We start from the raw sequence: 26,816 nt of genomic DNA, 5'->3' as shown, positions 1-26,816 counted from the left end.
CGCGCGGGTCAGAAGAAGTCCCCGCCGAAGTCGGAGTCGTTGTCGAACAGGCCCCCGCCATCGAAGCCGCCGTCGAAGCCCGGGTCGGCTCCGTCGACCCCGCCGTCGAAGCCGCCGTCGAAGCCCGGGTCGTCGAGCGCCGCGCCGTCGGCGAACCCGTCGGCGTAGGCGGCCTGGTCGGCGCCGGCCATCCCGCTGAACAGCGAGGTGAACAGCAGCGCCGAGCCGACGCCCCAGGCCCCGGCGACGAGTGCGGGCTTCCACCAGGGCTCGGAGTACCAGCCGCGCGGCACCGGGCGCCCGGCGACGGTCCCACCGGGGTAGTAGTGGCTGTTGCGGTCGGTCGGTCGCGGCGACGCACCCAGGCTGCGACCCTCCACCTCGACCTCGCGGTCCTCGGTGACCTCACCGGCGCGGGACTGGCCGGGCAACGGCGGCAGCTCGGGTCCGGGGTCCATGCCCATCGCGGTGCGTGCGGCTCGGACGTAGTAGAGGCCCTCGTAGGCGGTCTCGGTGACCTGCCGGCACTGCGCGGGGGTCCGCGCCTGCTCCATCTGCGAGCCGGCCGCGGTGTAGCGCTCGGCCGCGTCGGCCAGCGCCTGGCGGCTCGCCTCGTCGGTCCCGGTCAGGGCCAGGACCTGGCCGCCGAGCCGTTCCACCCAGCGCCGGGACTCGGCCTGGGCGTCGGCCAGGGCGGCGGCGGAGTCCGCGTTGTGCCGCCGGACCAGCCAGACGACGGCCGCGACGACGGCCAGCACCACGATCAGGGTCAGGACTGTGCTCATGACGGACCTCCTGCCCGCCTCAACGGGCAGGAGGTCGCCCGCGTTCCCTACCGGACGACGTTGACCAGGCGCCCCGGGACGACGATGACCTTCTTCGGCTCGGCCCCGTCCAGCGCGGCGACGACCTTCTCGTCGGCCAGCGCGGCCGCCCGGATGTCGTCCTGGCCCGCGTCGGCGGCGACGACGACCCGGGAACGGACCTTGCCGTTGACCTGGATCGGGTACTCGACGGTGTCCGCGACCAGGTAGCGCTCGTCGGCGACCGGGAACGGGGCGTAGGCCAGCGTGTCGTCGTGGCCCAGCTTCTGCCACAGCTCCTCGGCGATGTGCGGGGCCAGCGGTGCCAGCATCAGCACCAGCGCCTCCGCGACCTCGCGCTCGACCGGCGTGCCCCGCTTGGTCAGGGCGTTGTTCAGCTCGATCAGCTTCGCGGCGGCGGTGTTGTAGTGCAGCGCGGGGTAGTCGGCGCGGACGCCGGCGATCGCCTTGTGCACGGACCGCAGGATCTCCTCCGACGGCGCCGTGTCGACGACGGTGACCTCACCGGTCGTCTCGTCGACCAGGTTGCGCCACACCCGCTGCAGGAACCGCTGCGGGCCGACGACGTCGCGCGTCGACCACGGGCGGGAGGCGGCCATCGGACCGGTGTACATCTCGTACAGCCGGAAGGTGTCCGCGCCGTAGCGGTCGCACATGTCGTCGGGCGTCACGACGTTCTTCAGCGACTTGCCCATCTTCCCGTACTCCCGGGTGACGGGCTGCCCGTTCCACGTGAAACCGGCGGTGCCGTCCTCCCCGACGACCTCGACGACCTCCTCGGCCGGCACGTAGGTGCCGCGGGCGTCGGTGTAGGCCCAGGCCTGGATGTAGCCCTGGTTGAACAGCTTCCGGAACGGCTCCTCGCTGCTCACGTGGCCCAGGTCGAACAGGACCTTGTGCCAGAACCGCGAGTACAGCAGGTGCAGCACGGCGTGCTCGACCCCGCCGACGTACAGGTCGACGCCGCCCGGGTCGGCGACCGACCGCGCCGTGTCCTTGCCGATCCAGTACTTCTCGGCCTCGGCGGAGACGAACCGCTCGGTGTTCTCCGGGTCCAGGTAGCGCAGGTAGTACCAGCACGACCCGGCCCACTGCGGCATCGTGTTCGTCTCGCGGCGGTACTGCTTCGGGCCGTCGCCCAGGTCCAGCTCGACGGCCACCCACTCGTGCGCCCGGGACAGCGGCGGCTCCGGCTCGGAGTTCGCGTCGTCCGGGGCGTAGGTCTTGGGGGAGTAGTCGTCGACGTCGGGCAGGACGACGGGCAGCTGGTCCTCGGGCAGCGCGATCGGACCGTGCTGGTCCCAGACGACCGGGAACGGCTCGCCCCAGTAGCGCTGCCGGGAGAACAGCCAGTCGCGCAGCTTGTACTGCACGACGCCCTCGCCCGCGCCCGTCGCGGCCAGCCAGTCGATGATCGTGCGCTTGGCCTCGTCGACGCCCAGCCCGTTCAGGCTGATCTCGTCGTTCGCGGAGTTGATCGCCAGCCCGTCGCCGGTGAAGGCCTCGCCGGTCCAGCCCTCACCCGGGTCGACGGTCCGCACGACGGGCAGACCGAACGCGGTGGCGAAGTCCCAGTCACGCTGGTCCTGCGCGGGGACCGCCATGATCGCGCCGGTGCCGTAGCCCATCAGCACGTAGTCGGCGACGAACACCGGGACGGCCGCGCCGTTCACCGGGTTGGTGGCGTACGCGCCGGTGAACACACCGGTCTTGTCCTTGTTCTCCTGGCGGTCCAGCTCCGACTTGCGCGCGGCCTCGGCGCGGTACGCGGCGACGGCCTCGGCGGGCGTCGCCGCGCCACCGGTCCAGCGGGGATCGGTGCCGTCCGGCCACTGCGCCGGGACCAGCGAGGACACCAGCGGGTGCTCGGGCGCCAGCACCATGTAGGTGGCGCCGAACAGGGTGTCCGGGCGGGTCGTGAAGACCTCGACGGCGTCGTCGGAACCGACCACGGGGAACCGGACGCGGGCCCCCTCGGAGCGGCCGATCCAGTTGCGCTGCATCGCCTTGACCGACTCCGGCCATTCGACCCGGTCCAGGTCGTCGGCCAGCCGGTCGGCGTAGGCGGTGATCCGCATCATCCACTGCTTCAGGTTGCGGCGGAAGACGGGGAAGTTGCCGCGCTCGGAGCGGCCGTCGGGGGTGACCTCCTCGTTCGCCAGCACGGTGCCCAGGCCGGGGCACCAGTTGACCGGGGCCTCGGAGATGTAGGCCAGCCGGTGGCCGTCGATCGCCGCGCGCCGCGCGCCCTCGGACAGCTCGACCCACGGACGGCCGTCCGGGGTCGGGCGGGTACCGGCCTCGAACTCGGCGCGCAGCTCGGAGATCGGGCGGGCGCGGTCGGCGTCGGTGTCGTACCAGGACTCGAAGATCTCGCGGAAGATCCACTGGGTCCAGCGGTAGAACTCGATGTCGGTGGTGGACACCGAGCGGCGCGGGTCGTGGCCCAGGCCCAGCTGACGCAGCTGCTGCCGGTAGCGGGCGATGTTGGTCTCGGTCGTCGTCCGCGGGTGGGTCCCGGTCTGCACGGCGTACTGCTCGGCGGGCAGCCCGAAGGCGTCGAAGCCCATCGGGTGCAGCACATTGTGGCCGTTCATCCGCAGGTAGCGGCCCAGCACGTCGGTGCCGATGAAGCCCAGCGGGTGCCCGACGTGCAGCCCCGCCCCGGAGGGGTAGGGGAACATGTCCATCAGGTAGACCTTCGGCTTCTCCGAGCCGGGCTGCCCCGGGTCCGGGGCGTGGAAGGTCTGCTCGGTCTCCCAGAAGTCCTGCCACTTCCGCTCGATGCGGGCGGCCATCTCGGCGTCGTAGCGGTACGCCGGGCGGTCCGCACGCTGCTCGGACGCGGTCGTGGTCTCGGTGCTCATGTCCGTCTCACCTCGGGGATGCCTGTCGTGACGGCCCGACTCGGGGCCCGGAACACGTCGCGGCCCCTCGTGCGCATCACGCAGGAGGGGCCGTCGCGGCGCCGTGTTGTGGCTACGACGCCGCGCCGGGAAGTCGGCGGGCCGTGCACATGTGACCAGGGTAGCCGGGGCGGGCGCCCCCGTTCCTCCGGGTTCTACCCTGGTCACGTGCCCACGACGCTCCGCCTGCTCCTCGCCGCCCTGCTCCTGCTGGCCGGGGTGGTCCTCGTCGTCCTCGCCGTGCTGGGGGGGACCGGCCGGCTGCCGCGCAACCGCTTCGTCGGTGTCCGCACCGCGGACAGCCTGCGGACCGCCGACGCGTTCGCGGTCGCCAACCGGGTGGCCGCGCCGCCGGTCGCGGCCGCCGGGGTGATCGCCCTGGTCGGCGGGACGGTGCTGCTGGCCCTGGACCGCCCCGGCGCCGCCCCGTGGGTGCTCGGCGCGATCGCGCTGGTCGGGACGGTCGTGCTCGCCGGTCTCGGTGGCGCGGTCGGGGCGCGGGCCGCCGCCGCGGCGATCGCCGCGCAGGCCGCGGCCCCGAGCTGCGGCGGGGTCTGCGCCGGCTGCGACCTGGTGGCCGGCTGCCGCGACGCGACCGGCACCGAGCCGGGCTCCGAGCCCGGGGCCCGCACCGGCCTGTCCCACGAGGCCTGACCGGGCCCACCGGCCGCGGAAACCCGGCCCGCCGGTGAACGGGCCGACGACCTCGTCGGTGACCCGGCCCCCGTAGAACCCGCCGGACTGCGGGCGGACCGTCTCCCCGTCGAGGGTGATCCGCTCGAACGGCGCCACGTGGACCGCGACGCGGTCGGCCGCGTCAGTTCCAGGCCGGATCCCGCGGGAACGTGGCGAGCAGCGCCAGCGGGACGCCCTGGCGGCGCAGCACCCGCTCCCACAGCTGGTCGTAGACGGTGGTCAGCAGGTCGTCGGGCAGGCCGGGGACGACGTACCAGTCACCCCGGGCGATCTCGCCACCCAGCTGACCCGCGTCCCAGCCGGAGTAGCCGGCGAAGATCCGCAGGCCGCGCAGCCGCCGCGCGAGCGGGGCCGGGTCGGAGTCGAGGTCGACCAGCTGCACCGGCGGCCGGACCGGCATCAGCCCGCCGATCCCGCTGCCGGTCTCCCCGGTCCGCAGGGCGGCCAGGCAGAGCGCGGTGCGGGCCTCCACCGGCCCGCCGACGAACATGGTCCCGGGGTCGCTGGTGAGCCCGGCCCAGCGCGGGAGCACGTCCCGCACGGCGGCCTGGCCCGGCCGGTTGAGCACGACCCCGAGGCTGCCCTGCGGACGGTGCTCGATCATGTAGACGACCGTCCGGGAGAAGTTCGGGTCGCCCAGACCGGGGGCGGCGACGAGCAGACTCCCCGGCGTGACCGGGGGAAGAGCGGCGCCTCGCGTGGCGCGGTGTTCCCGCACGGGTCCATGTTCGCACCTACGACGCGGACGCGGTTCTGCCACCCGTTCGCCGTAGCGTCGTACTCCGGACATGATAGTTCATACGTTCGTGTAGGACGTACGTCCACCGATGTGTACGTCCGTACAGGACGTACGTCCGGGTCAGAGGTTCTCGGACGCCCAGGCCCGCAGCGCGGCCTCGGCCTGCTCGGCGTCCATCGGGCCCTGCTCCATCCGCAGCGCCAGCATGTGCCGGTAGGCCTTCCCGACGGCCGGCCCCGGCGGGATGCCCAGCAGCTCCATGATCCGGTTGCCGTCCAGGTCCGGGCGGATCGCGTCGAGCTCCTCCTGCTTGCGCAGCTCGGCGATCCGGTTCTCCAGGCCGTCGTAGTTGCGCTGCAGGGCCGCGGCCCGGCGCCGGTTGCGCGTGGTGCAGTCCGAGCGGACCAGCTGGTGCAGCCGCTCCAGCAGCGGCCCGGCGTCGGCGACGTAGCGGCGCACGGCCGAGTCGGTCCACTCGCCCTTGCCGTAGCCGTGGAACCGCAGGTGCAGGTAGACGAGCTGGCACACGTCGTCGACCAGGGCCTTCGGGTACTTGAGCGCCCGCAGTCGCTTGCGGGCCATCTTCGCCCCCACCACCTCGTGGTGGTGGAACGAGACCCGCCCGTCCGGCTCCTTGCGCCGGGTCGCCGGCTTGCCGATGTCGTGCAGCAGCGCGGCCAGGCGCAGCGTGAGGTCCGGCCCGTCGGTCTCGCGCTCGATCGCCTGCTCCATCACGACGAGCGAGTGGGTGTAGACGTCCTTGTGCTGCATGTGCTCGTCGGTCTCCAGCTGCATCGCCGGGACCTCGGGGACGACGTGCCGGGCCAGACCGGTGTCGCAGAGCAGCTCCAGACCCCGCCGGGGGTGCTCGCCGAGCATCAGCTTGGAGAACTCGGCCTGTACCCGCTCGGCGGTGATCCGGGTCAGCTCGTCGGCCATCGCCGTCATCGCGGTGGTGACCCGCGCGGCGGGGGAGAAGCCGAGCTGGGAGACGAACCGGGCGGCGCGCAGCATCCGCAGCGGGTCGTCGGAGAAGGAGCGCTCCGGGGTGTCCGGGGTGTCCAGGACGCCCTGGGCGAGCGCGGCGAACCCGCCGTGCGGGTCGACGAAGCGGCGCTGCGGCCCGGTCAGCTCGACCGCCATGGCGTTGACCGTGAAGTCGCGGCGCACGAGGTCGCCCTCGACGGTGTCGCCGAAGCGGACCTCCGGGTTGCGGGAGGTGCCGTCGTAGGTGTCGGCGCGGAAGGTCGTCACCTCGAGGGTCTGCCCGTCGCGGCGCAGTCCGACGGTCCCGAACGCGATCCCGGTGTCCCAGACCGCCTCGGCCCAGCCGCGCACGATCGCGAGGATCTGCTCGGGGCGGGCGTCGGTGGTGAAGTCGAGGTCGCCGGAGTCCCGGGTCGACGCGCCGGTGCCGCGCAGCACGGCGTCGCGGACGCTGCCGCCGACGAGGTAGAGCAGGTGCCCACGGGCGGCGAACCGGGCGGCCAGCTCGTCGGCGACGGCCGGGACGTCGAGCAGTGCGACCACGGCGTTCTCCTGTGCTCGCTGCAACTCGTCCGGGTCCGGGGCGGATCCGGCCGGGACCCGGGTCACCTGTCGGGCGGTGGAGGACGGGGACGACGAGGACACGACGGGCCAGTCTAGGCAACGCGCCCGGCCGCCGGGCACGGGTCCTCCGGTCGTCCCGCACCGTCCGACCGGTGATCGACGACGGGGCGACCGGGTGACGCCACGGCCGCGGGCGGCTCGTCGCCCCCCCTTCGGGCCACCTCCTCGTTACCATCGCCACATGTCCCCATCCCGCGGCCGCTCCTCGGCAGGGCGCGGCGCGGAACCCGGCCGTGAGAGCCGGAGCGCACGCGCCGGCCGTGCCGGGCGCTCCGACCGGTCCCCGGACGGTCGTCGCCGGCTGCGCACGGTGGACGAGACGTCCGCCGGTGGGCTCGTCGTGCACCCCGAGACCGGCGCCGCCGCGCTGATCGGCCGGCTGGACCGCCGGGGCCGGTTGCTGTGGTCGCTGCCCAAGGGCCACATCGAGGCCGGTGAGACCGCGGAGCAGGCCGCGGTGCGCGAGGTGCAGGAGGAGACCGGCATCATCGGTGAGGTGCTGGCTCCCCTGGGCACCATCGACTTCTGGTTCGTCGCCGAGGACCGGCGCGTCCACAAGACGGTCCACCACTACCTGATGCGCGCCCTCGGCGGCGAGCTCTGCGACGAGGACGTCGAGGTCTCCGAGGTGGCCTGGGTTCCGCTCGACGAGCTCGAGGGCCGTCTCGCCTACGCCGACGAGCGCCGGCTGATCCGGCATGCGGCCGACCTGCTGGAGGAGACGGCGTGAGCCGGGTCGCGGCCCTGGTCGCGATCGTGCTCACCGCGGTGGTGGCGCTGTTCCTCCCCGCGGCGTTCCCGGCGGGCGCCCCGCAGGCGGCCGCCCGGGACAGTCCGGTGCAGCAACCGGTGCGGCAACCGGCCCAGCAGCCCGCCGCCCCGGTCCGGCTCGACGTCGCCACGATGACCCCGCGGGTGGTGACGTCGGCGGGGCCGGACGAGCTCGTCGTCACCGGCACCGTCACCAACACCGGCCCGGCGACCGTCGACGACCTGTCCGTCCGGGTGCAGCGCGGGCCGGCGCTGACCGGTGAGGCGGCGCTGCGGACCGCGCTGGCCGGGGAGGCTGCGGTCGACGACGCGACGCCGCCGTTCGCCGATCTCGGCCCGCTGCCGTCGGGTGCGTCGGTCCCGTTCCGCTACGCCGTCCCGCTCACCGGGCCCCCGCAGTCGACGCTGGCGCTGCCCGGCCCGGGCACCTACCCGCTGCTGGTGAACCTCAACGGGACCGTCGACGGCGCGCCGTCGCGGCTGGCCGGGGTCCGCACGTTGCTGCCGGTGTCGTCGCTCCCGGGGGCCGCGTCGCCGCCGGCGCCGGGGGCCGCCGCGCCGGTGACGATGCTGTACCCGATCACCGACCCCCCGCGCCGGGTCCCGCCGCTGCCCGGCGAGCCGCCGCTGCTGACCGACGACGACCTCGCGGTCTCCTTCGCCGAGGGCGGGCGGCTGCGCGGCCTGGTCGAGGCGCTGGGCTCCGCGGCGCCCGCCGGGTCCCCGACCCGGTCCGCGCTCTGCCTGGCGATCGACCCCGAGCTCGTGGCCACCGCGGCGGCCATGCGCGACGGCTACGACGTCGTCACCGGCCCCGACGAGTCCGAGCCGGGGCGCGGCGCGGAGGCGGCGGGCCAGTGGCTCGCGGCGCTGACCGCGGCCGCGCGCGGGACCTGCGTGATCGCCCTGCCGCCGTCGGACGCCGACCTGGTCGCCCTGGTCCGCGGCGGTCAGGCCGACCTCGCCCGGACCGCGCTGGACAGCGGCCGCCGGACCCTGTCCGCCGAGCTCGGGACCACGGTCCTCGACCGCGTCGTGTGGCCCGTCGACGGCGTCGTCGACGAGGCGACGTTGGACGCGCTCGGCGGCGGGACCCGGCTGCTGCTCTCCGCCGACGGGGTGACCGGCGCGACGGCGTCGGGCCGGGTCCGGGTGGGCGGCTCCGACGGCACCGGCCGGGACGGCGACGAGTCCGCGCTGCTCACCGACCCGCTGCTCACCGAGGCCGCGACCGGACCCGCCGGTGTCGAGGTGCAGCAGGGGGCCGCGGACGGGCTCGCCGGCCAGGACCTCGCCGGGGCGCTCGCGCTGCGCGCCGGGGAGGCCGACGGGCCGCTGGTCGTCGCGCCGCCGCACCGCTGGGCCGCGGACGGACCGGCCGCCGCCGGAGTGCTGACCGCCCTGACCTCGCTGATCGAGGACGGCCGGATCGCCCCGACCGGCCTGCCCACCCTCACCGGGGGCGAGATCCGGACCGGCGGGACACAGCTGTTCTACCCACCGCAGGCCGGCGGCGCGGAGATCCCGGGGAGCGTCGTGTCCGGGGTGGCCGACCAGGTCAGGACGATCGAGGCGCTGCGCGCCGCGGCCGAGGCCCGCACCGGGGTCGGGGCGAGCCCCGCCGACGTGTTCGACCCGCTGGTGACCGGCACCCTGCGGGCGGTGTCGTCGTGGTGGCGGGGCGACCCGGCGCGCGCCGAGCAGGAGCAGACCGTCGTCGCCGACCGGGTGGCCCAGATCCGCGCCTCGGTGCGGGTGGTCGAGCCGCCCAGCCCGTACTCGCTCGGGACCAGCGACGCACCGCTGCTGATCACCGTCGCCAACGGGCTGCCGGTGACGATGAACGTGCGGGTGGTGCTGTCGAGCACCACCGGTCTGCGGGTCGCCCCGATCGAGGTGCAGGCGGTACCGCCGCGCGGCCGCGTCCAGGTGCGGGTCAGCGCCCAGGTCACCCGCTCCGGGGTGTTCAGTGTGGACGCCGGTCTGCTCACCCCGGACGGCGTCGCGCTCGGGCCGGACACCCGGCTGCGGGTCCGGTCGACCGTCTACGGGACGGTCACCGTCTGGCTGACCGCGATCGCGGGCGGCGTCCTCGTGGTCCTGGTGGTCCGACGGGTGCTGCGCAGGCTGCGGCCGGCCGCCGCACCCGGTCCGTCCGGTGGCCCGGGACCCGGCCCCGGGCCGGGCCCGCCCCCCGACGCCCCCGTGCCACCGAGGCCGGCGCCGTCCGGACGCGCCCACCGCTCCTGAGCCCGGGACGGACGTCGGGGAGACATCGGGGGAGGCATCGGGGAGACAAGGAACACCGACGTCGTTCGCCGTACGGTATTGACCGCTCGTCGCATCACCGCTGCTTCCGGGCGAATCGCGAGGATGGGTGGGCAAACCGATCGGCACCCGCCGCCGAAGACAGGGGAGACGGGTCCGGGGGCGTGTTCTCGGCTCGTCCGCATCCGACCGAGTGCCGTAGGCTGACGCCGGACACGACACCGAGCGCCAGGGGAGGGCGAGGCCGTTGAGCGGGCAGATCGGCGAGCGCACTGCCCGGACCGGCCCCCACCCCGTCGAGGACGACGCGGCACCTCGTCCGCACCCGTCGCTCGACCCCGTCGACGCCGCGGCGACCGCCGACGCGCCCGGGACCGCCGGGGCGCCCGCGGACGAGCAGCCGACGGCCGCCGTTCCCGCCGTTCCGGCCCAGGCCCGGCCCACCGAGCGCATCCCGGCCGTCCGCGAGACCGCGAGCACGACGGCGGGTTCGCCGCTCACCGAGCGCTACGTGCTCCGCCAGCGGATCGGGTCCGACCCGGCCGCCGGGGCGGAGTTCTGGCGCGCCGAGGACACCGTGCTGCGCCGTCCCGTCGGCGTCACGCTGCTGCGCAGGCTGCCCGCCGACGACCGTTCCGACGACCCCGAGGGCACCGCCCGCGCCGGTGAGATGATCGTGCGCGCCCTGCGCTCGGGCTGCTTCGAGCACTCCGGCAGTGCCCGGCTGCTCGACGTCCTGGCCCCGGGCACGCACGGCCTGCCGGCCGACGTCCTGGGCGCGGCCGTCGCCGAGTGGGTGCCCGGGCGGTCGCTGGCCGAGACCGTGGCCGAGGGCCCGGTCCGCGCGCAGCGGGCCGCGAAGGCCGTCGAGACCCTGGCGGCCGCCGCCACCGAGGCCCACCAGCAGGGCCTGGTCCTCGGCTGCGACCACCCGCAGCGGGTCCGGATCACCCCGGACGGCCGCGCCATGCTGGCCTTCCTGCTCCCGCGCCCGTCGGTGTCCGCCGCCGACGACGTCCGCGGGCTCGGCGGGATCCTCTACTGCCTGCTCACCCGGCGCTGGCCGCTGTCGGTGTCCGACGCCGCCCGGGCCGGGCTCGTCGCCGCCGACCGCACGCCCGCGGGCCGGCTGCGCCCGGCGTCGCAGCTGCGCCCCGGGGTGCCGCTGGAGCTGGACACGCTGTGCAGCGGAGCGCTCGGCCAGGGCGACGGCGTCAGCCGGGTGCACACCGCCGCGGCGATGCACCGGATGCTGGCGGACGTCGTCGCGGAGGACGCCGACCAGGCGTTCTTCCCGCCGGTGCACGACGGCGCCCCCGCCGAGCCGGACGACGTGTGGCAGGACTCCGACCGGCTGCCCGACACCCGCAACGACCCCCGGCGCCGCCGCAACCTGCGGATCGGTCTCGGAGTGCTCGCCGTCGGCGTGCTGGCCCTGCTCGGGTGGGTGGCCGTGCAGCTGGGCATGCTGTTCGGTGGCGGTGGCACCCCGCCGGTCGTGATCCCGCCCGCGGCGAGCGCACCGGTGCAGCAGCAGGTGCCCGCCCCACAGGGCCCGGCCGCGCCGTCGGGGACGGGCGTCGCGGTGCAGGGCGTGTCGGCGACGGTGTTCGACCCGGTCGGCGACGCGGACAACGCCGGCACCGTCGGCAACGTCGTCGACGGTGACCCCTCCACCGTGTGGAGTACGAGCCGCTACTTCCAGCCCTTCCCGGCGCTCAAGCCCGGGATCGGCGTGTTGGCCTCGTTCGGCGCCGCAGAACCGCTCACCGGGCTCACCATCGACTCGCCGACCGCGGGCGCGGTCGTGCAGGTCCGCTCGGCCCCGTCCGCCGCGCCGACGCTGGCGGACACGACGCTGCTCGACACCGTCACCCTGTCCGCGGGACGGACGACGGTGGAGCTCGACCCGAGCCGCCCCACCCAGCACGTGCTGCTGTGGATCACGAACCTGGGTCCGAACAACCAGACCCAGATCGACGACGTCACCTTCCGCCGCACCGCCCCCTGAGCTGACCCGTTCGCGATCGCGACGGACCGGCCCGGCAACGCCCGTGGGCACTCCGTCGCGCTGCCTACCGTGCGCGGGTGACGACCGTCGACCGGATCCCGGACCGGGCCCAGCCCGACCTGGACGAGATGTTCCGGAGGTACGCCGACCGGCTCTGGTCGGTGGCCCTGCGGATGCTCGGCGACCGGGCCGAGGCCGAGGACGCGGTGCAGGAGGCGTTCCTGTCCGCGCTCCGCTCGCCCGGGTTCCGCGGTGACGCGGCGACGGGGACGTGGCTGCACCGGATCCTCGTGAACGACTGCGTCGACCGGCTCCGCGCGGCCGGGCGGCGGCGGGACCGGCTGCGGACGCTGGAGGCCGTCGTCGCCGCCCGGGACCACGCGGGCGGGCTCGTGGTGCGGCTCGCCGTCTCCGACGCGCTGGCCCTGCTGCCGGCGGACCAGCGGGCCGCCCTGGTGCTCGTGGACGGCCTCGGCTACGGCGTCGCGGAGGCGGCGGAGATGCTGGCCGTGGCGCCCGGGACGGTGAAGAGCCGCCGGGCCCGCGCACGGGCCCGGCTGGCCCCTGTGCTGCGGGAGGACGAGGGATGAGTAGTTCTCACCGGTTCGACGACAATGAGGTCCGCGTCAATCGTCAGAACGACGACAACCGCGCATCACCTGCTTCGTGTCATGTCGACGAGGAAGATTTCGCCGAGGTCGGAGCCCGGGTGGCCCGGGAGCTCGGCCCGGTGGCGATGCCGGACGACGTGGCGGCGCGGATGCGGGCGCGGCTCGTCGCGGAGGCGTCGGGGAGCGCCACCGGACCGCACTCCCACGCGCTCCCGGTAGGCGGGAGCGGCCCGCTGAGGACCGCCGGACGCAGCGCCGCCCACAGCCTCCGGCGCACCCCCTGGCGGGCGCTCGCCGTCGCCGCGGCGGCAGTCGTCGTCTCCGTCGCCGGTGCGGCCGCGCTCGCCCCCACGGTCCCGGAGGTCGTCCCGGTCGTCGGGACCGCGCCGGAGGAGCTCCGGTCCGCCGCCGCGGGCGCGGCGGCACCCGTCGGTGCGCTCGACGACCCCGCCCGGGTCCGCGCCTGCCTCACCGCGGCCGGCGCCGCCCGGCCGGACGCGCCGTTCCTGGCGGCCCGCCCGCACGTCGTGGACGGCCGTCCGGCGGTCCTGCTGGTCCTCGGCGCACCGGAACGGGGCCGCTACCGGCTCGTCGTCGTACCACCGGACTGCGGGCCGGGCTCCGCACGGGTGCTCGCCGAGACCACCACCGGGACCACCACCGGCTGACCCGGCCGGGCACCGGCGACGCCCGCGTCACCCTGGCCACCTTCGGCGGGACCGACGGGCGGGAATGCCCCTGTCTAGGATCGCGTTCGAGCCATACGGCAGCCACGACGCAGGAGCCGGCCAGCAGGGCCGGCACCCGCAGGCCCCGTCATCGCGCCCGTCTCGCGGGCGTGCCAGGAGGGATCGGTACCGGTGACCACCGACGACACGGTGCACAACCTGATCATCATCGGGTCCGGGCCGGCCGGCTACACCGCCGCGGTGTACGCCGCGCGGGCCCAGCTCGCCCCGCTCGTGTTCGAGGGCAGCCAGTTCGGCGGCGCCCTGATGACCACGACCGAGGTGGAGAACTACCCGGGCTTCACCGAGGGGATCATGGGCCCCGAGCTCATGCAGCAGATGCGCGGCCAGGCGGAGCGCTTCGGCGCCGACCTGCGCCCGCAGGACGTCGACGAGGTCCGCCTCGACGGCGACGTCAAGGAGGTGCGGGTCGGGAAGGAGACCTTCCGGGCCCGTGCGGTGATCCTCGCGATGGGTGCCGCCCCTCGCTACCTGCACGTCCCCGGCGAGCAGGAGCTCCTCGGCCGCGGTGTCAGCTCGTGCGCCACCTGTGACGGCTTCTTCTTCCGCGACCAGAACATCGCCGTCATCGGCGGTGGCGACTCGGCGATGGAGGAGGCCACCTTCCTCACCCGCTTCGCCGAGACCGTCACGGTCATCCACCGTCGCGACGAGTTCCGTGCCTCGAAGATCATGTACGAGCGCGCGAAGAACGACCCGAAGATGCGCTGGCGCACCAACTCCGAGGTCACCGCGGTGACCGGCGAGGGCTCGGTCAAGCAGCTGCAGCTGCGCGACACCGTGACCGGTGAGACCAGCACGCTCGACGTCACCGGCATGTTCGTCGCGATCGGCCACGACCCGCGCAGCGCGCTGGTCGCGGGCCAGGTCGACGTCGACGACGAGGGGTACGTGAAGGTGGACGGACGTACCACCTACACGAACGTCCCGGGCGTCTTCGCCTGTGGCGACCTCGTCGACCACACCTACCGCCAGGCGATCACCGCCGCCGGCTCCGGCTGCTCGGCCGCGATCGACGCCGAGCGCTGGCTGGCCGGCCACGAGATCAGCTCCGAGCTGGTCGGTGGCAGCTACGGCTCCGAGGAGACCGCCCCGGCGGCCGCCGTCGCCGACGCCGCGCACTGACCGCCCACCGGCACCCACCAGACCCGCATCCGCGACCGAAGGAGAACCCCATGGGCAACAACACCGTCGACGTCACCAGCAGCTCGTTCGACCAGGACGTCCTGAAGAGCGACAAGCCCGTCCTGGTCGACTTCTGGGCCACCTGGTGCGGCCCGTGCAAGATGGTCGCCCCGGTGCTGGACGAGATCGCGGGCGAGAACTCCGAGAAGCTGACCGTGGCCAAGCTCGACATCGACGCCAACCCGGAGGTCGCTCGCGACTACCAGGTCATGTCGGTCCCGACGATGATCCTGTTCTCCGGCGGCAAGCCGGTGAAGCAGATCGTGGGCGCGAAGCCGAAGGCGGCGCTGCTCGCCGATCTCGCCGACCACATCTGATCACACTCCGTGCGCCGTATAGCGCACAGATATCACGCTGCGTGTCCCGGTTGATCACAACCGGGACACGCGCGTATCCGCCCCGCTCCACTCCTCCGGGGGTCGGGCAGGGCACAATGAGTCCGGCACGCGTCCGGTCACCGGGCGAAACCGACCCATCACGGGCGTCGCACGGCGCCTCACGACTGCGAGCGAGGGGTGCATGCAGCTGCTCCGGCGCGGGGACTGCGGTCCGGCCGTACGCGAGATCCGGACGACGCTGGGACAGCTCGGTCTGCTCCCGGCGGTGCCGCCGGGCTCGCGCGCCCAGGACATGTTCGACGACGGCGTGGACCGCGCCGTCCGCATGTTCCAGCAGGGCCGTGGCCTGATCACCGACGGCATCGTCGGCCCGGACACCGCCCGTGCGCTGCGGGAGGCGGGATGGAGCCTGGGCGACCGGATGCTGTCGTTCACGCTCTCCACCCCCACCACCGGCGACGACGTCGCCCACCTGCAGGAACGCCTGCTCGAGCTCGGGTACAACCCGGGCCGGCCGAGCGGGCTGTTCGACCAGCAGACCGAGCAGGCCCTGATCCGCTTCCAGCGGGACTACGGCATGACCCCCGACGGTGTCTGCGGGCCGGAGACGCTGCGCGCACTGCGCCAGCTCGGCCGCAAGGTCACCGGCGGTCGTCCGCATCTGCTGCGTGAGCAGGAGCTGCTGCGCCGTGCCGGGCCGCGGATGCGTGGCAAGCGCATCGTCATCGACCCGGGCCACGGCGGACACGACCGCGGCGTCGACGTCGGCGGGGTCACCGAGGCCGACCTGATGTGGGACCTCGCCCGCCGGGTCGTCGGCCGCATGTCGGCCACCGGGATGGAGGCCCTGCTCTCCCGCCCGGAGAACGGCAACCCGCCGGACAGCGAGCGCGCGCAGTTCGCCAACGACGTCGGCGCGGACCTGGTCGTGTCGCTGCACACCGACGCGAGCTTCAGCCCGCACGCGCAGGGTCTGGCGACCTACTACTTCGGCAACGGGTCGGGCACCACGTCCAATGTCGGCGAGGCGCTCGCCGGGCTGATCCAGCGCGAGCTGCTCACCCGGACCTCGATGCTCGACTGCCGTAGCCAGACGTGCACCTGGGAGCTGGTGCGCCGGACCCGGATGCCGGCCGTCCGCGTCGAGGTCGGGTACCTGACGCATCTCGGGGACCGCCGCAAGCTGCTCGACCCCGGCTTCCGTGACGTCGTCGCCGAGGGCATCCTCGTCGCCGTCAAGCGGCTCTATTTGCTCGGGCAGGACGACCAGCCCACCGGCACGTTCACCTTCAACGACGTGCTGGCCCGCGAGTACACCCGGGACGAGATCCGGGCCGTCTGAGGCCCGCCACGACCTGCAGAACCCGGCTCGGCCCCCGTCACTCGGGGCCGAGCCCGGCAGGCCGCTCACGGCCCGCTCAGGGCGCCCTCAGATCGTCCCTGTGGGTGGCGTGAACGACAGTCGGCAGGACCCCGCGCGGGCCGGTGTCGCCGTCGGACGCGGCGCCGCGCTCTGCATCGGGATGGTCACCGTGTTGAACAGCTGTTCGAGCGCGGCCTCGACGTCGGACTTCCACTCCAGCCCCGAGCGCAGCTCCATCCGCAGCCGCGGCCAGCGGTGGTGCGGGCGGACGGTCTTGAAACCGACCGAGCGCAGGAAGTCCGCGGGGACGACGCAGTCGGACTCGGTGCCGGGGCGGGCGTCGCCGAACGCCTCCACGGCCTTCACCCCGCGCCGGGTCAGGTCCTTCACGACGGCCTGGGCGAGCGCCCGGCCCAGCCCCTCGCCGGAGAACTCCGGAGCCACCTGCATCGTGGTCAGCAGGACGGCGTCGGCGCTGACCGGGCCGGTCGGCATCTCGGTGGCGCGGGGGACCGACGCCGGCGGCGCGAACAGCACGTACCCCGCCGGGGCACCGCCGACGTAGACGACCCGGCCGCAGGAACCCCACTCGAGGAGCACCTCGGACAGCCAGGCCTCCTTCTCCAGGTCGGTCGTGCCGTACCCCTCGGCCTGCTCCGCCAGCTGGGGCGAGAGCTCCCAGTAGACGCAGTTCCGACACCGCTTCGGCAGATCGCCGAGGTTGTCGAGGTTGAGCGCGGCAACATGCCAGGACACGGAAACCGACCTCCGGATGTCGTCGTCACGCGCTGCACGCGCTGCTGCGCGGTCCGGCCCGTCCGGGGGCGTGGTCCCGACCCCGGCGCCGGAGCGGCCGTCCCCCTGGCCACCCCCGGGTCCAGTGACCCGCGCAGCCCGAGACTAGGTGGATTTCCGCGATCCCGTCACCCCGAGAGTGCTCACCGGTACGAACGTCACGACGAAGGGCGGGCCGATCACCCGTCGCGGTTACACTCGGCGGGTCCTTCCCTTCGCAGAGGAGCACGCGATGACCCTGCCCGACCGCCCGCAGCAGCCCGACGTCCGCCGTCCCGCGGCCGCGGCAGCAGCGGCGGCAGGGGAGGGGGCCGTGGTCCCGCTCGCCCCCACCGAGCGTTTCGCGACCCGCACCGCCGGGATGACGGCGTCGGAGATCCGGGCGCTGTTCGCCGTCGCGAGCCGCCCCGAGGTCGTCTCGCTGGCCGGCGGCATGCCGAACCTGGCGGCGCTGCCCCTGCAGTCCCTCGCCCGTGAGGTGGCCGAGCTGGTCGACGTGGACGGCATGTCCGCGCTGCAGTACGGCTCCGCCCAGGGCGTCCCGCAGCTGCGCGAGCAGATCTGCGAGGTCATGCGCGAGGAGGGCATCGAGGCCGACCCGAACGACGTCGTCGTCACCGTCGGCTCGCAGATGGCCCTCGACCTGCTGACCCGGATCTTCGTCGACCCGGGTGACGTCGTCCTGGCCGAGGGGCCGTCCTACGTCGGCGCGCTGGGCAGCTTCGCCGCCTACCAGGCGCGGGTCGTGCACGTCGCGATGGACGAGCACGGGCTGGTCCCGGAGCTGCTGCACGAGGCGTTGGAGTCCCTGGCCCGGCAGGGCGTCGTCCCGAAGTTCCTCTACACGATCCCGAACTTCCACAACCCGGCCGGCGTGACGCTCGCGCACGAGCGCCGGCCGCGGATCCTGGAGCTGTGCCGCCGCTACGGCGTCATGGTCGTCGAGGACAACCCGTACGGGATGCTCGGCTTCGACGGCGAGGTGCACCCGGCGCTGCGGTCCTACGACCCGGACGTGCTGTACCTGGGGTCGTTCTCGAAGACGTTCGCGTCCGGGCTGCGGGTCGGCTGGGCGCTGGTGCCGCCGCTGGTGCGGGACCGGCTGGTGCTGGCCGCGGAGTCGGCGACGCTGTGCCCGCCGTCGTTCACGCAGATGCTGGTGTCGCGCTACCTGTCGCACCACGACTGGCGCAGCCAGATCAAGACGTTCAGCGAGAACTACCGAGAGCGCCGCGACGCGATGCTGGCCGCGCTGGAGACGTACCTGCCCGAGGGCGGTAGCTGGAACGTCCCCGACGGCGGGTTCTTCGTGTGGCTGACCGTGCCGGAGGGCGTCGACACGAAGGCGATGCTGCCCCGCGCGGTGACCGCGCGGGTCGCGTACGCGTCCGGCACCGGCTTCTACGCCGACGGGTTCGGCAGCCGGCAGCTGCGGCTGTCGTTCTGCTTCCCGACGCCCGAGCGCATCACCGAGGGCGTGCGGCGGCTCGCGGCGGTCCTGGAGGCCGAGATGGAGGTCGTGCGGACCTTCGGGACGCCGGTCCGCCCCGAGCTGAGCCGGGGCACCCAGAGCCCGTCGCCGGACACCACCTGACGCCGTCCCAGGACGGCGATGTTTCACGTGGAACGCCCCGGACCGGCTCCCGGTCCGGGGCGTTCCCGTGGATGGCGCAGAATGCCCGCGTGAGCGATCGAACGGTGGCCGTGCTGGCCGGAGGCCTGTCCCACGAGCGTGAGGTGTCCCTGCGATCCGGTCGTCGACTGGCGGGCGCGCTGCGCGCGAACGGTGTCGACGTTCGCGAGTGGGACGTCGACGCGCGCCTGCTGGAGCGGTTGTCGACCGACCGACCGGACGCGGTCGCCGTCGCACTGCACGGGGGCGAGGGGGAGAACGGCGCCGTACAGCAGGTGCTGGAGCTACTGGGCATCCCGTTCGTCGGGACCCCGTCGGGGGCGTGCCGGCGGGCGTGGGACAAGCCGAGCGTGAAGGCCGAGCTCGTCCGAGCGGGCCTGTCCACGCCCGACTGGGTCGCCCTGCCGCACTCGACCTTCCGCGAGCTGGGCGCCCAGGGTGTGCTCGGCGCGATCGTCGACCGGCTGGGGCTGCCGCTGGTGCTGAAGCCGGACCAGGGCGGCTCGGCGCTCGGCGTGCAGGTGGTCCGGAACGCGGCGGACCTCCCGGCCGCGATGGTCAGCTGCTTCGCCTACGCGGAGACGGTGCTCGTCGAGCAGTTCGTCGCCGGGACCGAGGTCGCGGTGTCGGTCGTCCACGACCGCGAGGAACCCCGCGCACTGCCCGCGGTGGAGGTGGAGGTGCAGTCCGGGTTCTACGACTACACGTCCCGCTACACGCCCGGTGCGGCCACGTTCCACTGCCCGGCACGGCTGCCGTCGGACATCCTGGACACGCTGGCAGAGACCGCGCTGGCCGCACATCGGCTGCTGGGCATGCGCGACGTGTCGCGCACCGATGCGATCGTCGACGCCAACGGTCACGTGCACGTCCTGGAGATGAACGTGTCGCCAGGCCTGACCGACACCTCGCTGCTCCCGACCGCGGTGGCCGCGGACGGTTCCGATCTCGCGACGGTCTACCTGGCGCTCGTCGAGCGCGCAGCGGCCCGACAGGGCTGAGCGATGTTCCACGTGGAACCACAGCCGTGTGGTTTCACGTGGAACATCGGCCGAGCACGCCGGCGACGGGACCGGTCTCCCGGAGCGGGACCCGCATGACGGAGGCGTCGGTCTCCCGCGCGTCGACGCTCGGAGCTCCACCGGCCCGACGCGGACGAGCTCCGGGTCGCGCGCACGGGGAACCGGGCGGCGCGGCCCACCTTCGCGCCGTGCACAGGAAGGATCGTCGTCCACTCCCCGCGCGGCTCGATCGCGGTCACCGGGGGAGACGTGGGTGGCGTCGGGCTGCCAGGCAGCACGCACCACCGTGGCGGGTCGCCCGACGGGCGCATCCGTCCCACCCCCCGGGCCCGGCCGAAGCCGGTATGCCGCAGGGGCCGTCGCGCCGGTGTCGGGCGGGCATCCCCGGAGGACCGCCGATAGCGCCCGGAGGGGGAACGGACAGGTCTCCGGCGACGCGGGGACACGCGAGGCACACCGCCGAGTACCGGTGTCCGACGCCCACCGGCAGACCGCGATCTCGCACCGCGGCTGTCCCCGCTGTGCCGGCGCGTCGAGTCCGGAGGAGGACCGGTTCGGATGCGCACCACGACCGGTTCCGCTCCAGCAGGACGACGACCGAGAACCGGTCTTGTGGGACGCGGGCGCGACCGGGCGGTCGTCGAGGCCACGCACAGCGAGACGCCGGGAGCGACGGCATGCGCGCCACGGGCGGGCGGTTCGGCGCCAATGGGCCACCCGACCGTCCGCACGATGTTCCACGTGAAACATGCGCGCACGGAGCCGGGTGTCGGTCGATCTGATCTGCCTCGCCCGGGGCGTGGCCGGGCTTCTGTGGCGGCGCACCGGCTCGTTCTCACCGTGCCACCTCGTCCTGCCCCGCAGGGTCCGTCCACACGCAGGCTGGCCCGGCATCGCCAGGTTCTACATCGCCGGGTTCTGTATCGACGGGGTTCCGCGCTGCCAGGTTCGGTACCAGGCTGGAGCGAGAGTCCGTGCAGCGCCGGGCAGAGCGCGACCGCTGGCCCGGCGCAGACCGACACCCAGCCCTGCCTCCGTCGATGTTCCACGTGAAACAGCCGCTCCACGGGCAACCACGGCGTCGCTCCACCCGCGGTCCGGGTTACGCCCCGAACCGACGGTCGACACCGCCACCGGGAGCCGCGACCCCACCCCACTCCGGTCACGCACGCCCACGGCAGGCGCCGCCCCGACCACCATCCCGTCCCGGCACCACCCGAACCCGTCATCGCCGCCCCGTGACGCACCGAGCGGACTCCAGCCACCGTCGACATGGCCGGATGTAGACGTACGTACGACAGATCGGGTCGCACTGCGACCGTTTCGCCCCAGCTGAGAGCGAGAGGGCCAGACAGCGGACGACTCGGACATCATCCGTGCCTCAGTGGCTCCCTGCGCCTCCCGAGACCCAACCCGGCCTCCCCACAAGCAGGATGTCCGAACGACATCCCAGAGACCATCTCAGGGCGCCCTCAGATCCGCTCCACGGCTCGGTACCTCGCGTCCGAACAGGAACCCGGAAACGCCGACGGCCGCCGTCCACGGGGACGACGGCCGTCGGGGCAGGGGACAGGTGTGCCTATCAGTCGCGGTCGCTGATGCCCATCAGCCCGGTGATCCGGTCCAGGTCCTCGACCGACCCGAACTCGACGACGATGCGGCCCTTGCGCTGACCCATCTCGACCTTCACCCGGGTGTCGAACATGTCGGCCAGCCGGTCGGCACGCTCGACGAACTCCGGACGCTGCTCGCCGCGACGGCGGACCCGGCGTTCCCGCGGGGGCCCCTCCTGCCGCGCGAGCACGACGGCCTCCTCGGTCGCGCGGACCGACATGCCCTCGGCGACGATCCGGGTGGCCAGGTCCTCCTGCTGCCCGGCGTCCTCGAGGCCGAGCAGGGCGCGCGCGTGCCCGGCCGACAGCACCCCGGCGGCGACCCGGCGCTGCACCGACACCGGCAGCTTCAGCAGCCGGATCATGTTGGTGACGACGGGCCGGCTGCGACCGAGCCGGTCGGCGAGCTCGGAGTGCGTCACGCCGAACTCGGCGAGCAGCTGCTCGTAGGCGGCCGCCTCTTCGAGAGGGTTGAGCTGGACGCGGTGGATGTTCTCCAGGAGCGCGTCGCGGAGCATTACGTCGTCGGCGGTGTGCCGGACGATCGCGGGCAAGGTCTCCAGCCCGGCACGCTGGGCGGCGCGCCACCGGCGCTCACCCATGATCAGCTCGTAGTCGACACCGGCCCGCCGGACGACGATCGGCTGCAGCAGCCCGAACTCACGGATCGAGTGCTCCAGCTCGGCGAGCTGGTCCTCGTCGAACTGGGTCCGCGGCTGTTTGGGGTTGGGGACGATCCGCCGCAGCGGGATCTCGCGGTACTCCGCCCCGCCGTCGACGACCGGGGTCTCGGGATCGTGGTCGTCGCGTCGGACGGCCGGGCCCGGGCGGTGCAGGGGCGCACCGGGTCCGTTGCCCCCGGGCCGGTCACCGGCCTCCGACGGGCCGGTGGGAATGAGCGCGGCGAGGCCGCGGCCCAGTCCACCCTTGCGCTCGGCCATCTCAGCGACCGTCCGGGCGGTAGGCGCCGCTCGCCCCGTGCTCGGCGATCTCACGGGCCGCGTCGATGTAGCTCATCGCGCCGCGCGAGCCGGGGTCGTAGGCCAGCACGGTCTGGCTGTAGCCGGGGGCCTCGGAGACCTTGACGCTGCGCGGGATGACCGTCCGCAGGGCCGTCGGGCCGAAGTGCTGGCGGACCTCGGAGGTCACCTGGTCGGCGAGCTTGGTGCGGCCGTCGTACATGGTCAGCAGGATGGTCGACACGTGCAGCGAGGTGTTCAGGTGCGAGCGGACGAGGTCGATGTTGGACAGCAGCTGCCCGAGCCCCTCCAGTGCGTAGTACTCGCACTGGATCGGGATGAGCACCTCGGACGCCGCGACCAGCGCGTTGACCGTCAGCAGCCCCAGCGACGGCGGGCAGTCGATCAGCACGTAGTCGACGTCGAGACGGGACAGCGGCTCGTCGTTGAGCGCCTGGGCCAGCCGGGACTCCCGGGCGACCATGCTGACGAGCTCGATCTCGGCGCCGGCCAGGTCGATCGTGGCGGGCAGGCAGAGCAGGTTCGGCGACGCGGTGCTGACCGCGACGGCTTCCTCGAGCGGGATCTCGCCGAGCATCACCTCGTACACCGACGGCGTGCCGGTGCGGTGCTCGACGCCGAGCGCGGTGGACGCGTTGCCCTGCGGGTCGAGATCGATCACCAGCACCCGGATGCCGTGCAGGGCCAGCCCAGCGGCCAGGTTGACCGTGCTCGTGGTCTTCCCGACCCCGCCCTTCTGGTTCGCGACGCTCATGATGCGGCGCGCGGCCGGGCGGGGCATGCCGTGCCGGTCGGGGTGCAGGACGCGTGCGGCCCGCTCGGCCTCGTCCGCGATGGGGGTCCATCCGGCACTCATGCGCGACCCTCGCTTCCTGGACGGTTCGTGCCCGGTCGGTGTTTCACGTGAAACGGCGCTCCGGCACCCATCATCGCCGTTCCTTCCTCGGGATGCGGCGGGGCGCGCCGGTCCGCGGGATCTCGACCACCGTGGTCAGTGGATCGACCACACCGGCTCCGGCCTCGTGGATCCGGGGCTCGCCCCCTCCGAGCGCACGGACCGCCGCGGCGTCGCGGGCGATCTCGTCCGGGGCGGAGGCCCCCTTCAGCACCAGCATCGCACCCCCCTGCCGCAGCAGGGGCAGGCAGATGCCCGCGAGCCGGGCCAGCGGTCCGACGGCCCGGGCGGTGACGACGTCGGCCCCCTCCCATCGTCGCAGAACGGGCCGCTCCTCGGCACGCCCCCGTTCGACGGCGATGTCCAGGCCGAGATCGGTCAGCACCTCGTCGAGCCACTCCACCCGTCGGGCTAGCGGCTCGATCAGCACGATCCGCAGGTCCGGGCGGGCCAGGGCGAGCGGGATCCCGGGGAGCCCGGCCCCGGAGCCGACGTCGGCGACCCGGGCGTCGGCGGGCACGACCTCACCGAGGACCGCGCAGTTCAGCACGTGCCGGTCCCACAACCGGTCCCGCTCGCGCGGGCCGATCAGGCCGCGCTCGATCCCGGAGGTCGCGAGGTGCTCGACGTAGCGGACGGCCAGCCCGGTCCGGTCGCCGAAGACCTTCTCCGCGACCTCCGGGGTCGGGATGGGGGAGGTGGTCACTTCTTGTGGACCACGACCTGGCGCCGCGGCTCCTCGCCCTCGCTCTCGGAGACGACGCCCTTCACGGTGGCGACGGCGTCGTGCACGACCTTGCGCTCGAACGGCGTCATCGGCCGCAGCCGCGCGGACTCGCCGCTGGCCTTGACCTCCTCGGCGGTCTCCAGACCGAGCGCGGTGAGCTCGTCGCGGCGGTGCCGTCGCCAGCCCGCGATGTCGAGCATCAGCCGGCTGCGGCTGCCCAGCTGCTGCTGGACGGCGAGACGGGCCAGCTCCTGCAGGCTCTCCAGCACCGAGCCCTTGTCACCGACGAGCTTCTGCAGGTCGGGGTCGTCCTCGGCTCCCTCGATGCTGACGATGGCGCGGCCGCCCTCGACGTCGAGGTCGATGTCGCCGTCGTAGTCCAGGATGTCCAGCAGGCGCTCCAGGTAGTCACCTGCGACGTCGCCCTCCTGGATCAGCAGGCTCTCGCCGGACGGCTTGTCCTGCACGTCCGGACCCTCGGCAGGCTCCTTGGCGGTGGTGGGCACGCGCTACTCCTCTCGTCAACGGTTCGCGGTCCGTCGCGTCCGGGCCCGCGCGGCGGTGGGGTCCGCCGGGGCCGGCGGGGCGCGCCGGGGTCTGTGGGGTCGTGCCTGTGGGGTCGTGCAGGGGTCGTGCGGTGGGGTCGTCAGCGACGCTTGCCGCGCCGGGCCTTGGCCCCCGGGCGCTTCTGCACCGGCTTGGCCCCGGGCTTCTTCTGGCCGTTCCCGTTCCCGTTGCGGGCCGCGCCGTTGCGCTGCCCGTCGGAGGTGGTGCCGGTGTCGGCGGAGGCACCGTCGGACCCGGTGGCGCGGGCCTGCGACGCCGCCTCGGCGGCCTTCTCCTCGGCGGGGTCGATCGGCTCGTCGGCGATCTCGCGGACCTCCTCCGCGGTGCCGCGACGGGCGTCGCGGATCGGCTTCTGGCCGGGGCGCGGGGCGCGGGCCTTCGCGGACTCGGTGGTCTTCTCGGCCTTGTCCGACTCCTCGGCGTCGATCTTGCGGTAAACGACGTACTGCTGGCCGAGGGTCCACAGGTTGTTGGCGACCCAGTAGAAGAGGACCGCGAGCGGCAGGAACGGCGCACCGACGACGACACCGATCGGGAACACGTAGAGCATCAGCTTCTGCATGATCTCGGCCTGCGGGTTCGCCGCGACGGTGCCGGCGGCGATCTGCGCCTGCTGGCGGGCGACCGAGTGGCGCGCGGTGATGTGGGTGAAGATGCCGGCCGCGATCATCAGCGGGATCATCACGATCCACTGCGAGACGAGGTTGCCGCCGAGCTCGGCGACCGACGCAGTGTTCTGCAGCGGCCACACTGCCGAGCCCAGCTTAGCGCCGAACAGGCTGGAGTCGACGAACGAGGCGTTCTCCGCCGCGTTGAAGACGTAGTTCTCGGTCTTGCCCGGCTTGAACTCGCGGAGCACGTGGAACAGTCCGATGAAGACCGGGATCTGCACCAGGATGGGCAGGCAGCCCATCAGCGGGTTGGCGCCGTTCTGCTGCTGGAGCTTCTGCATCTCCGTAGCGAGCTTCTGGCGGTCGTTCGCGTACTTCTTCCGGAGCTTCTGCATCTCCGGGGCCATCTCCTGCATCTTGCGCATGGAGCGGACCTGGACCACGAACGGCTTGTAGAGCAGCACGCGCAGCGTGAAGACGAGGAAGACGACCGACAGCGCCCAGGCGAACCCGTTGTCGTCACCGAGGACGAAGCCGAAGACCTTGTGCCAGACCCACATGATCCAGCTGACGGGGTAGTAGATGAAGTCCAGCACTGCTGCGTTGCTCCTCGTGGTCTCGGGCGGGGCCCGCGGGTCAGCGGTCCGTACCGCGTGAGAGGCCTTCGGTCCGGGGCGGGTCGGTGGACGTCTGCTCCGGCCCGGGATCGGGTTCGGTGCCGCTGCGCGGGATCCCGTCGCTGCGCCGCCGGCGCGGCGGGACCGGGTCCCACCCGCCAGGGTGCCACGGGGCACACCTCAGCAACCGCCACACGGTGAGGCCGAGACCGCGCACGAAGCCGTGCTCGCGGAACGCCTCGACCGAGTAGGCGCTGCAGCTCGGGTGGAACCGGCAGCTCGGCATCAGGTTCGGGGAGATCCACACCTGGTACCAGCGCACCGCGGCCATCGCGGCCCGCGCGCCGACGCCGGGACGGGCGCCGGGGAGCCCTCCGTCGTCCATCGGAGCCTCCTCACCCGTCGGAGCCGCGTCGTGTGCCGTACTCATCGCGCGTCGTCCGTGGCCGGGCGGGGACGGCGCGGTCGCTGCGCCGCCCGCAGTGCGGAGTCGAGGTCGGCCGCCAGCTCGGCGGACGAGGCGTCACCGGCGGGCGGCAACGCACGGACGACGAGCGCGGCACCTGCGGGCAGCGCCTCCAGCCGGTCCGCGACCAGGTGCCGCAGACGCCGGGCGACCCGGTGCCGGACCACGGAGTTGCCGACGGCCTTGCTCACGACGAAACCCGCCCTCGGCGAGGCGTGCTCGGGCACGCCGCCGGGACGGGTCAGGTCGAGGTGCACCACCAGCCTCGACCGGCCGGCGCGTCGTCCGCGCCTGATCGTCGAGGCGAACTCGGGCCGGCGGGTGAGCCGGGCGTGTGCCGGCAGCACGGCGCGGGCCGGTGGGGGCGCCGGCCGTCAGGCCGAGAGGTTGCCGCGCCCCTTGCGACGGCGCGCGGCGAGGATCGCGCGGCCGGCGCGGGTGCGCATGCGCAGCCGGAAGCCGTGCGTCTTGGCCCGGCGGCGGTTGTTCGGCTGGAAAGTACGCTTGCTCACGGTCGGCTCCTGGTCGGCGGTTCGCAGGCGTCCTGCGACGCCGAGATGTCTACGGTCACTGGCTCGGGTTCGCGGGCCACCGGCCACACGACACACCGCAGGAATGCGGGACGTCGCGTTCGACGGGCGCGACACGCCCATCCGACCAGGTGTCCGGTCGTCAAGGGTACGCAGCGCGTTTCGAGGGGGTCAAACCGCCCCCACCTGGAGCCGCGACCCCGCCGGCCGGCCGCCGCGACGGCTGCTGCTAGCGTCGCCGACCCCGCCCGGGACCGGCGCGGGACCAACGACCTCGCGCACCCCGAC

The 26,816-nt window shown here is 73.8% G+C and carries 24 protein-coding genes; 11 read left to right on the top strand and 13 right to left on the bottom strand.

From position 1 onward, the window contains the following. Window positions 1–8 precede the first annotated feature (8 nt). Window positions 9–785 (bottom strand): hypothetical protein, encoded by a 777-nt coding sequence (locus KPL59_RS18080; RefSeq protein ID WP_226350946.1) that lies wholly within the window; start codon window positions 783–785, stop codon window positions 9–11. Window positions 786–832: 47 nt separating this feature from the next. Then, the gene (gene leuS, locus KPL59_RS18075; protein WP_305080553.1) at window positions 833–3,691 is read right to left on the bottom strand and encodes a leucine--tRNA ligase; all 2,859 of its coding nucleotides are present in this window, start codon (window positions 3,689–3,691) and stop codon (window positions 833–835) included. Between the two features lie 207 nt (window positions 3,692–3,898). Between leuS and KPL59_RS18070 the strand changes: the two genes are divergently transcribed. After that, window positions 3,899–4,384, top strand: a complete 486-nt coding sequence (locus KPL59_RS18070) for an SdpI family protein (protein ID WP_226361471.1) — start codon at window positions 3,899–3,901, stop codon at window positions 4,382–4,384. Between the two features lie 163 nt (window positions 4,385–4,547). Here KPL59_RS18070 and KPL59_RS18065 read toward each other — a convergent pair whose 3' ends face one another. Then, window positions 4,548–5,144 (bottom strand): YqgE/AlgH family protein, encoded by a 597-nt coding sequence (locus KPL59_RS18065; RefSeq protein WP_020621932.1) that lies wholly within the window; start codon window positions 5,142–5,144, stop codon window positions 4,548–4,550. A 141-nt stretch (window positions 5,145–5,285) separates the two neighbouring features. Beyond that, complete coding sequence (locus tag KPL59_RS18060) at window positions 5,286–6,761, bottom strand: CCA tRNA nucleotidyltransferase (protein WP_226362101.1); 1,476 nt, start codon at window positions 6,759–6,761, stop codon at window positions 5,286–5,288. 196 nt (window positions 6,762–6,957) lie between these two features. Between KPL59_RS18060 and KPL59_RS18055 the strand changes: the two genes are divergently transcribed. From KPL59_RS18055 to KPL59_RS18020, 8 genes are all read left to right on the top strand, one after another. Next, a complete protein-coding gene (locus KPL59_RS18055; protein ID WP_043276193.1) occupies window positions 6,958–7,506 on the top strand; it encodes an NUDIX hydrolase in 549 nt (182 codons plus the stop codon). Beyond that, entirely contained in the window at window positions 7,503–9,797 is a 2,295-nt protein-coding gene (locus KPL59_RS18050) for a DUF6049 family protein (protein WP_226353629.1), read from the top strand. The genes KPL59_RS18055 and KPL59_RS18050 overlap by 4 nt, the downstream gene beginning before the upstream one ends. A 265-nt stretch (window positions 9,798–10,062) precedes the next feature. Next, entirely contained in the window at window positions 10,063–11,826 is a 1,764-nt protein-coding gene (locus tag KPL59_RS18045; protein WP_226361470.1) for a protein kinase family protein, read from the top strand. A 77-nt stretch (window positions 11,827–11,903) separates the two neighbouring features. Further along, complete coding sequence (locus KPL59_RS18040) at window positions 11,904–12,416, top strand: sigma-70 family RNA polymerase sigma factor (protein ID WP_020622546.1); 513 nt, start codon at window positions 11,904–11,906, stop codon at window positions 12,414–12,416. Between the two features lie 119 nt (window positions 12,417–12,535). Continuing rightward, window positions 12,536–13,105, top strand: coding sequence for a hypothetical protein (locus KPL59_RS18035; RefSeq protein WP_226361469.1), 570 nt, complete (start codon window positions 12,536–12,538; stop codon window positions 13,103–13,105). Window positions 13,106–13,297: 192 nt separating this feature from the next. Beyond that, on the top strand, window positions 13,298–14,311 hold the full coding sequence (gene trxB / locus KPL59_RS18030; RefSeq protein WP_149662695.1) for a thioredoxin-disulfide reductase: 1,014 nt from the start codon (window positions 13,298–13,300) through the stop codon (window positions 14,309–14,311). Window positions 14,312–14,361: 50 nt separating this feature from the next. Further along, window positions 14,362–14,688 carry a thioredoxin gene (gene trxA, locus KPL59_RS18025; protein ID WP_020622767.1) on the top strand — a complete coding sequence of 109 codons (327 nt, stop codon included), beginning with the start codon at window positions 14,362–14,364 and terminating at the stop codon, window positions 14,686–14,688. A 202-nt stretch (window positions 14,689–14,890) separates the two neighbouring features. Continuing rightward, complete coding sequence (locus tag KPL59_RS18020) at window positions 14,891–16,051, top strand: N-acetylmuramoyl-L-alanine amidase (protein ID WP_075309297.1); 1,161 nt, start codon at window positions 14,891–14,893, stop codon at window positions 16,049–16,051. 87 nt (window positions 16,052–16,138) lie between these two features. Here KPL59_RS18020 and KPL59_RS18015 read toward each other — a convergent pair whose 3' ends face one another. Next, complete coding sequence (locus KPL59_RS18015) at window positions 16,139–16,828, bottom strand: GNAT family N-acetyltransferase (RefSeq protein ID WP_075309295.1); 690 nt, start codon at window positions 16,826–16,828, stop codon at window positions 16,139–16,141. Between the two features lie 271 nt (window positions 16,829–17,099). Here KPL59_RS18015 and KPL59_RS18010 point away from each other — a divergent pair, with 271 nt between their 5' ends. Both KPL59_RS18010 and KPL59_RS18005 read left to right on the top strand, forming a co-directional pair. Continuing rightward, window positions 17,100–18,461, top strand: a complete 1,362-nt coding sequence (locus KPL59_RS18010) for a PLP-dependent aminotransferase family protein (RefSeq protein ID WP_226361468.1) — start codon at window positions 17,100–17,102, stop codon at window positions 18,459–18,461. 89 nt (window positions 18,462–18,550) lie between these two features. Next, window positions 18,551–19,501, top strand: coding sequence for a D-alanine--D-alanine ligase (locus tag KPL59_RS18005; RefSeq protein WP_226361467.1), 951 nt, complete (start codon window positions 18,551–18,553; stop codon window positions 19,499–19,501). A 1,603-nt stretch (window positions 19,502–21,104) separates the two neighbouring features. Here the strand turns inward: KPL59_RS18005 and KPL59_RS18000 are convergent. From KPL59_RS18000 to rpmH, 8 genes are all read right to left on the bottom strand, one after another. Further along, window positions 21,105–22,076 carry a ParB/RepB/Spo0J family partition protein gene (locus tag KPL59_RS18000; RefSeq protein WP_226361466.1) on the bottom strand — a complete coding sequence of 324 codons (972 nt, stop codon included), beginning with the start codon at window positions 22,074–22,076 and terminating at the stop codon, window positions 21,105–21,107. A gap of 1 nt (window position 22,077) precedes the next feature. Continuing rightward, complete coding sequence (locus KPL59_RS17995) at window positions 22,078–22,971, bottom strand: ParA family protein (RefSeq protein ID WP_226361465.1); 894 nt, start codon at window positions 22,969–22,971, stop codon at window positions 22,078–22,080. A 70-nt stretch (window positions 22,972–23,041) separates the two neighbouring features. Continuing rightward, window positions 23,042–23,716 carry a 16S rRNA (guanine(527)-N(7))-methyltransferase RsmG gene (gene rsmG / locus KPL59_RS17990; RefSeq protein ID WP_226361464.1) on the bottom strand — a complete coding sequence of 225 codons (675 nt, stop codon included), beginning with the start codon at window positions 23,714–23,716 and terminating at the stop codon, window positions 23,042–23,044. Continuing rightward, window positions 23,713–24,204 carry a protein jag gene (locus KPL59_RS17985; protein WP_374111659.1) on the bottom strand — a complete coding sequence of 164 codons (492 nt, stop codon included), beginning with the start codon at window positions 24,202–24,204 and terminating at the stop codon, window positions 23,713–23,715. The genes rsmG and KPL59_RS17985 overlap by 4 nt, the downstream gene beginning before the upstream one ends. Before the next feature lie 179 nt (window positions 24,205–24,383). Beyond that, window positions 24,384–25,511 carry a membrane protein insertase YidC gene (yidC, locus tag KPL59_RS17980; RefSeq protein ID WP_226361462.1) on the bottom strand — a complete coding sequence of 376 codons (1,128 nt, stop codon included), beginning with the start codon at window positions 25,509–25,511 and terminating at the stop codon, window positions 24,384–24,386. 40 nt (window positions 25,512–25,551) lie between these two features. Then, a complete protein-coding gene (gene yidD, locus KPL59_RS17975; RefSeq protein ID WP_226361461.1) occupies window positions 25,552–25,917 on the bottom strand; it encodes a membrane protein insertion efficiency factor YidD in 366 nt (121 codons plus the stop codon). A gap of 41 nt (window positions 25,918–25,958) precedes the next feature. Then, the gene (rnpA, locus tag KPL59_RS17970; protein ID WP_226361460.1) at window positions 25,959–26,345 is read right to left on the bottom strand and encodes a ribonuclease P protein component; all 387 of its coding nucleotides are present in this window, start codon (window positions 26,343–26,345) and stop codon (window positions 25,959–25,961) included. A 27-nt stretch (window positions 26,346–26,372) separates the two neighbouring features. After that, window positions 26,373–26,510 (bottom strand): 50S ribosomal protein L34, encoded by a 138-nt coding sequence (gene rpmH, locus KPL59_RS17965; RefSeq protein ID WP_020622600.1) that lies wholly within the window; start codon window positions 26,508–26,510, stop codon window positions 26,373–26,375. Between the last annotated feature and the right edge of the window lie 306 nt (window positions 26,511–26,816).

This window comes from Pseudonocardia sp. ICBG1142 (assembly GCF_020496255.1).
Lineage (GTDB): Bacteria > Actinomycetota > Actinomycetes > Mycobacteriales > Pseudonocardiaceae > Pseudonocardia.
The sequence above is the reverse complement of the archived record's forward strand: the minus strand, read 5'-3'. Positions and strand labels throughout refer to the sequence as shown.

What these genes read in the sequence shown, in the direction of transcription:
- leuS (WP_305080553.1), bottom strand. Translation starts at nt 3,691, where the DNA reads ATGAGCACCGAGACCACGACCGCGTCCGAGCAGCGTGCGGACCGCCCG.
- KPL59_RS18055 (WP_043276193.1), top strand. Translation starts at nt 6,958, where the DNA reads ATGTCCCCATCCCGCGGCCGCTCCTCGGCAGGGCGCGGCGCGGAACCC.
- KPL59_RS18010 (WP_226361468.1), top strand. Translation starts at nt 17,100, where the DNA reads ATGACCCTGCCCGACCGCCCGCAGCAGCCCGACGTCCGCCGTCCCGCG.
- KPL59_RS18000 (WP_226361466.1), bottom strand. Translation starts at nt 22,076, where the DNA reads ATGGCCGAGCGCAAGGGTGGACTGGGCCGCGGCCTCGCCGCGCTCATT.
- KPL59_RS18020 (WP_075309297.1), top strand. Translation starts at nt 14,891, where the DNA reads ATGCAGCTGCTCCGGCGCGGGGACTGCGGTCCGGCCGTACGCGAGATC.
- yidD (WP_226361461.1), bottom strand. Translation starts at nt 25,917, where the DNA reads ATGGACGACGGAGGGCTCCCCGGCGCCCGTCCCGGCGTCGGCGCGCGG.
- KPL59_RS18080 (WP_226350946.1), bottom strand. Translation starts at nt 785, where the DNA reads ATGAGCACAGTCCTGACCCTGATCGTGGTGCTGGCCGTCGTCGCGGCC.
- KPL59_RS17995 (WP_226361465.1), bottom strand. Translation starts at nt 22,971, where the DNA reads ATGAGTGCCGGATGGACCCCCATCGCGGACGAGGCCGAGCGGGCCGCA.
- trxA (WP_020622767.1), top strand. Translation starts at nt 14,362, where the DNA reads ATGGGCAACAACACCGTCGACGTCACCAGCAGCTCGTTCGACCAGGAC.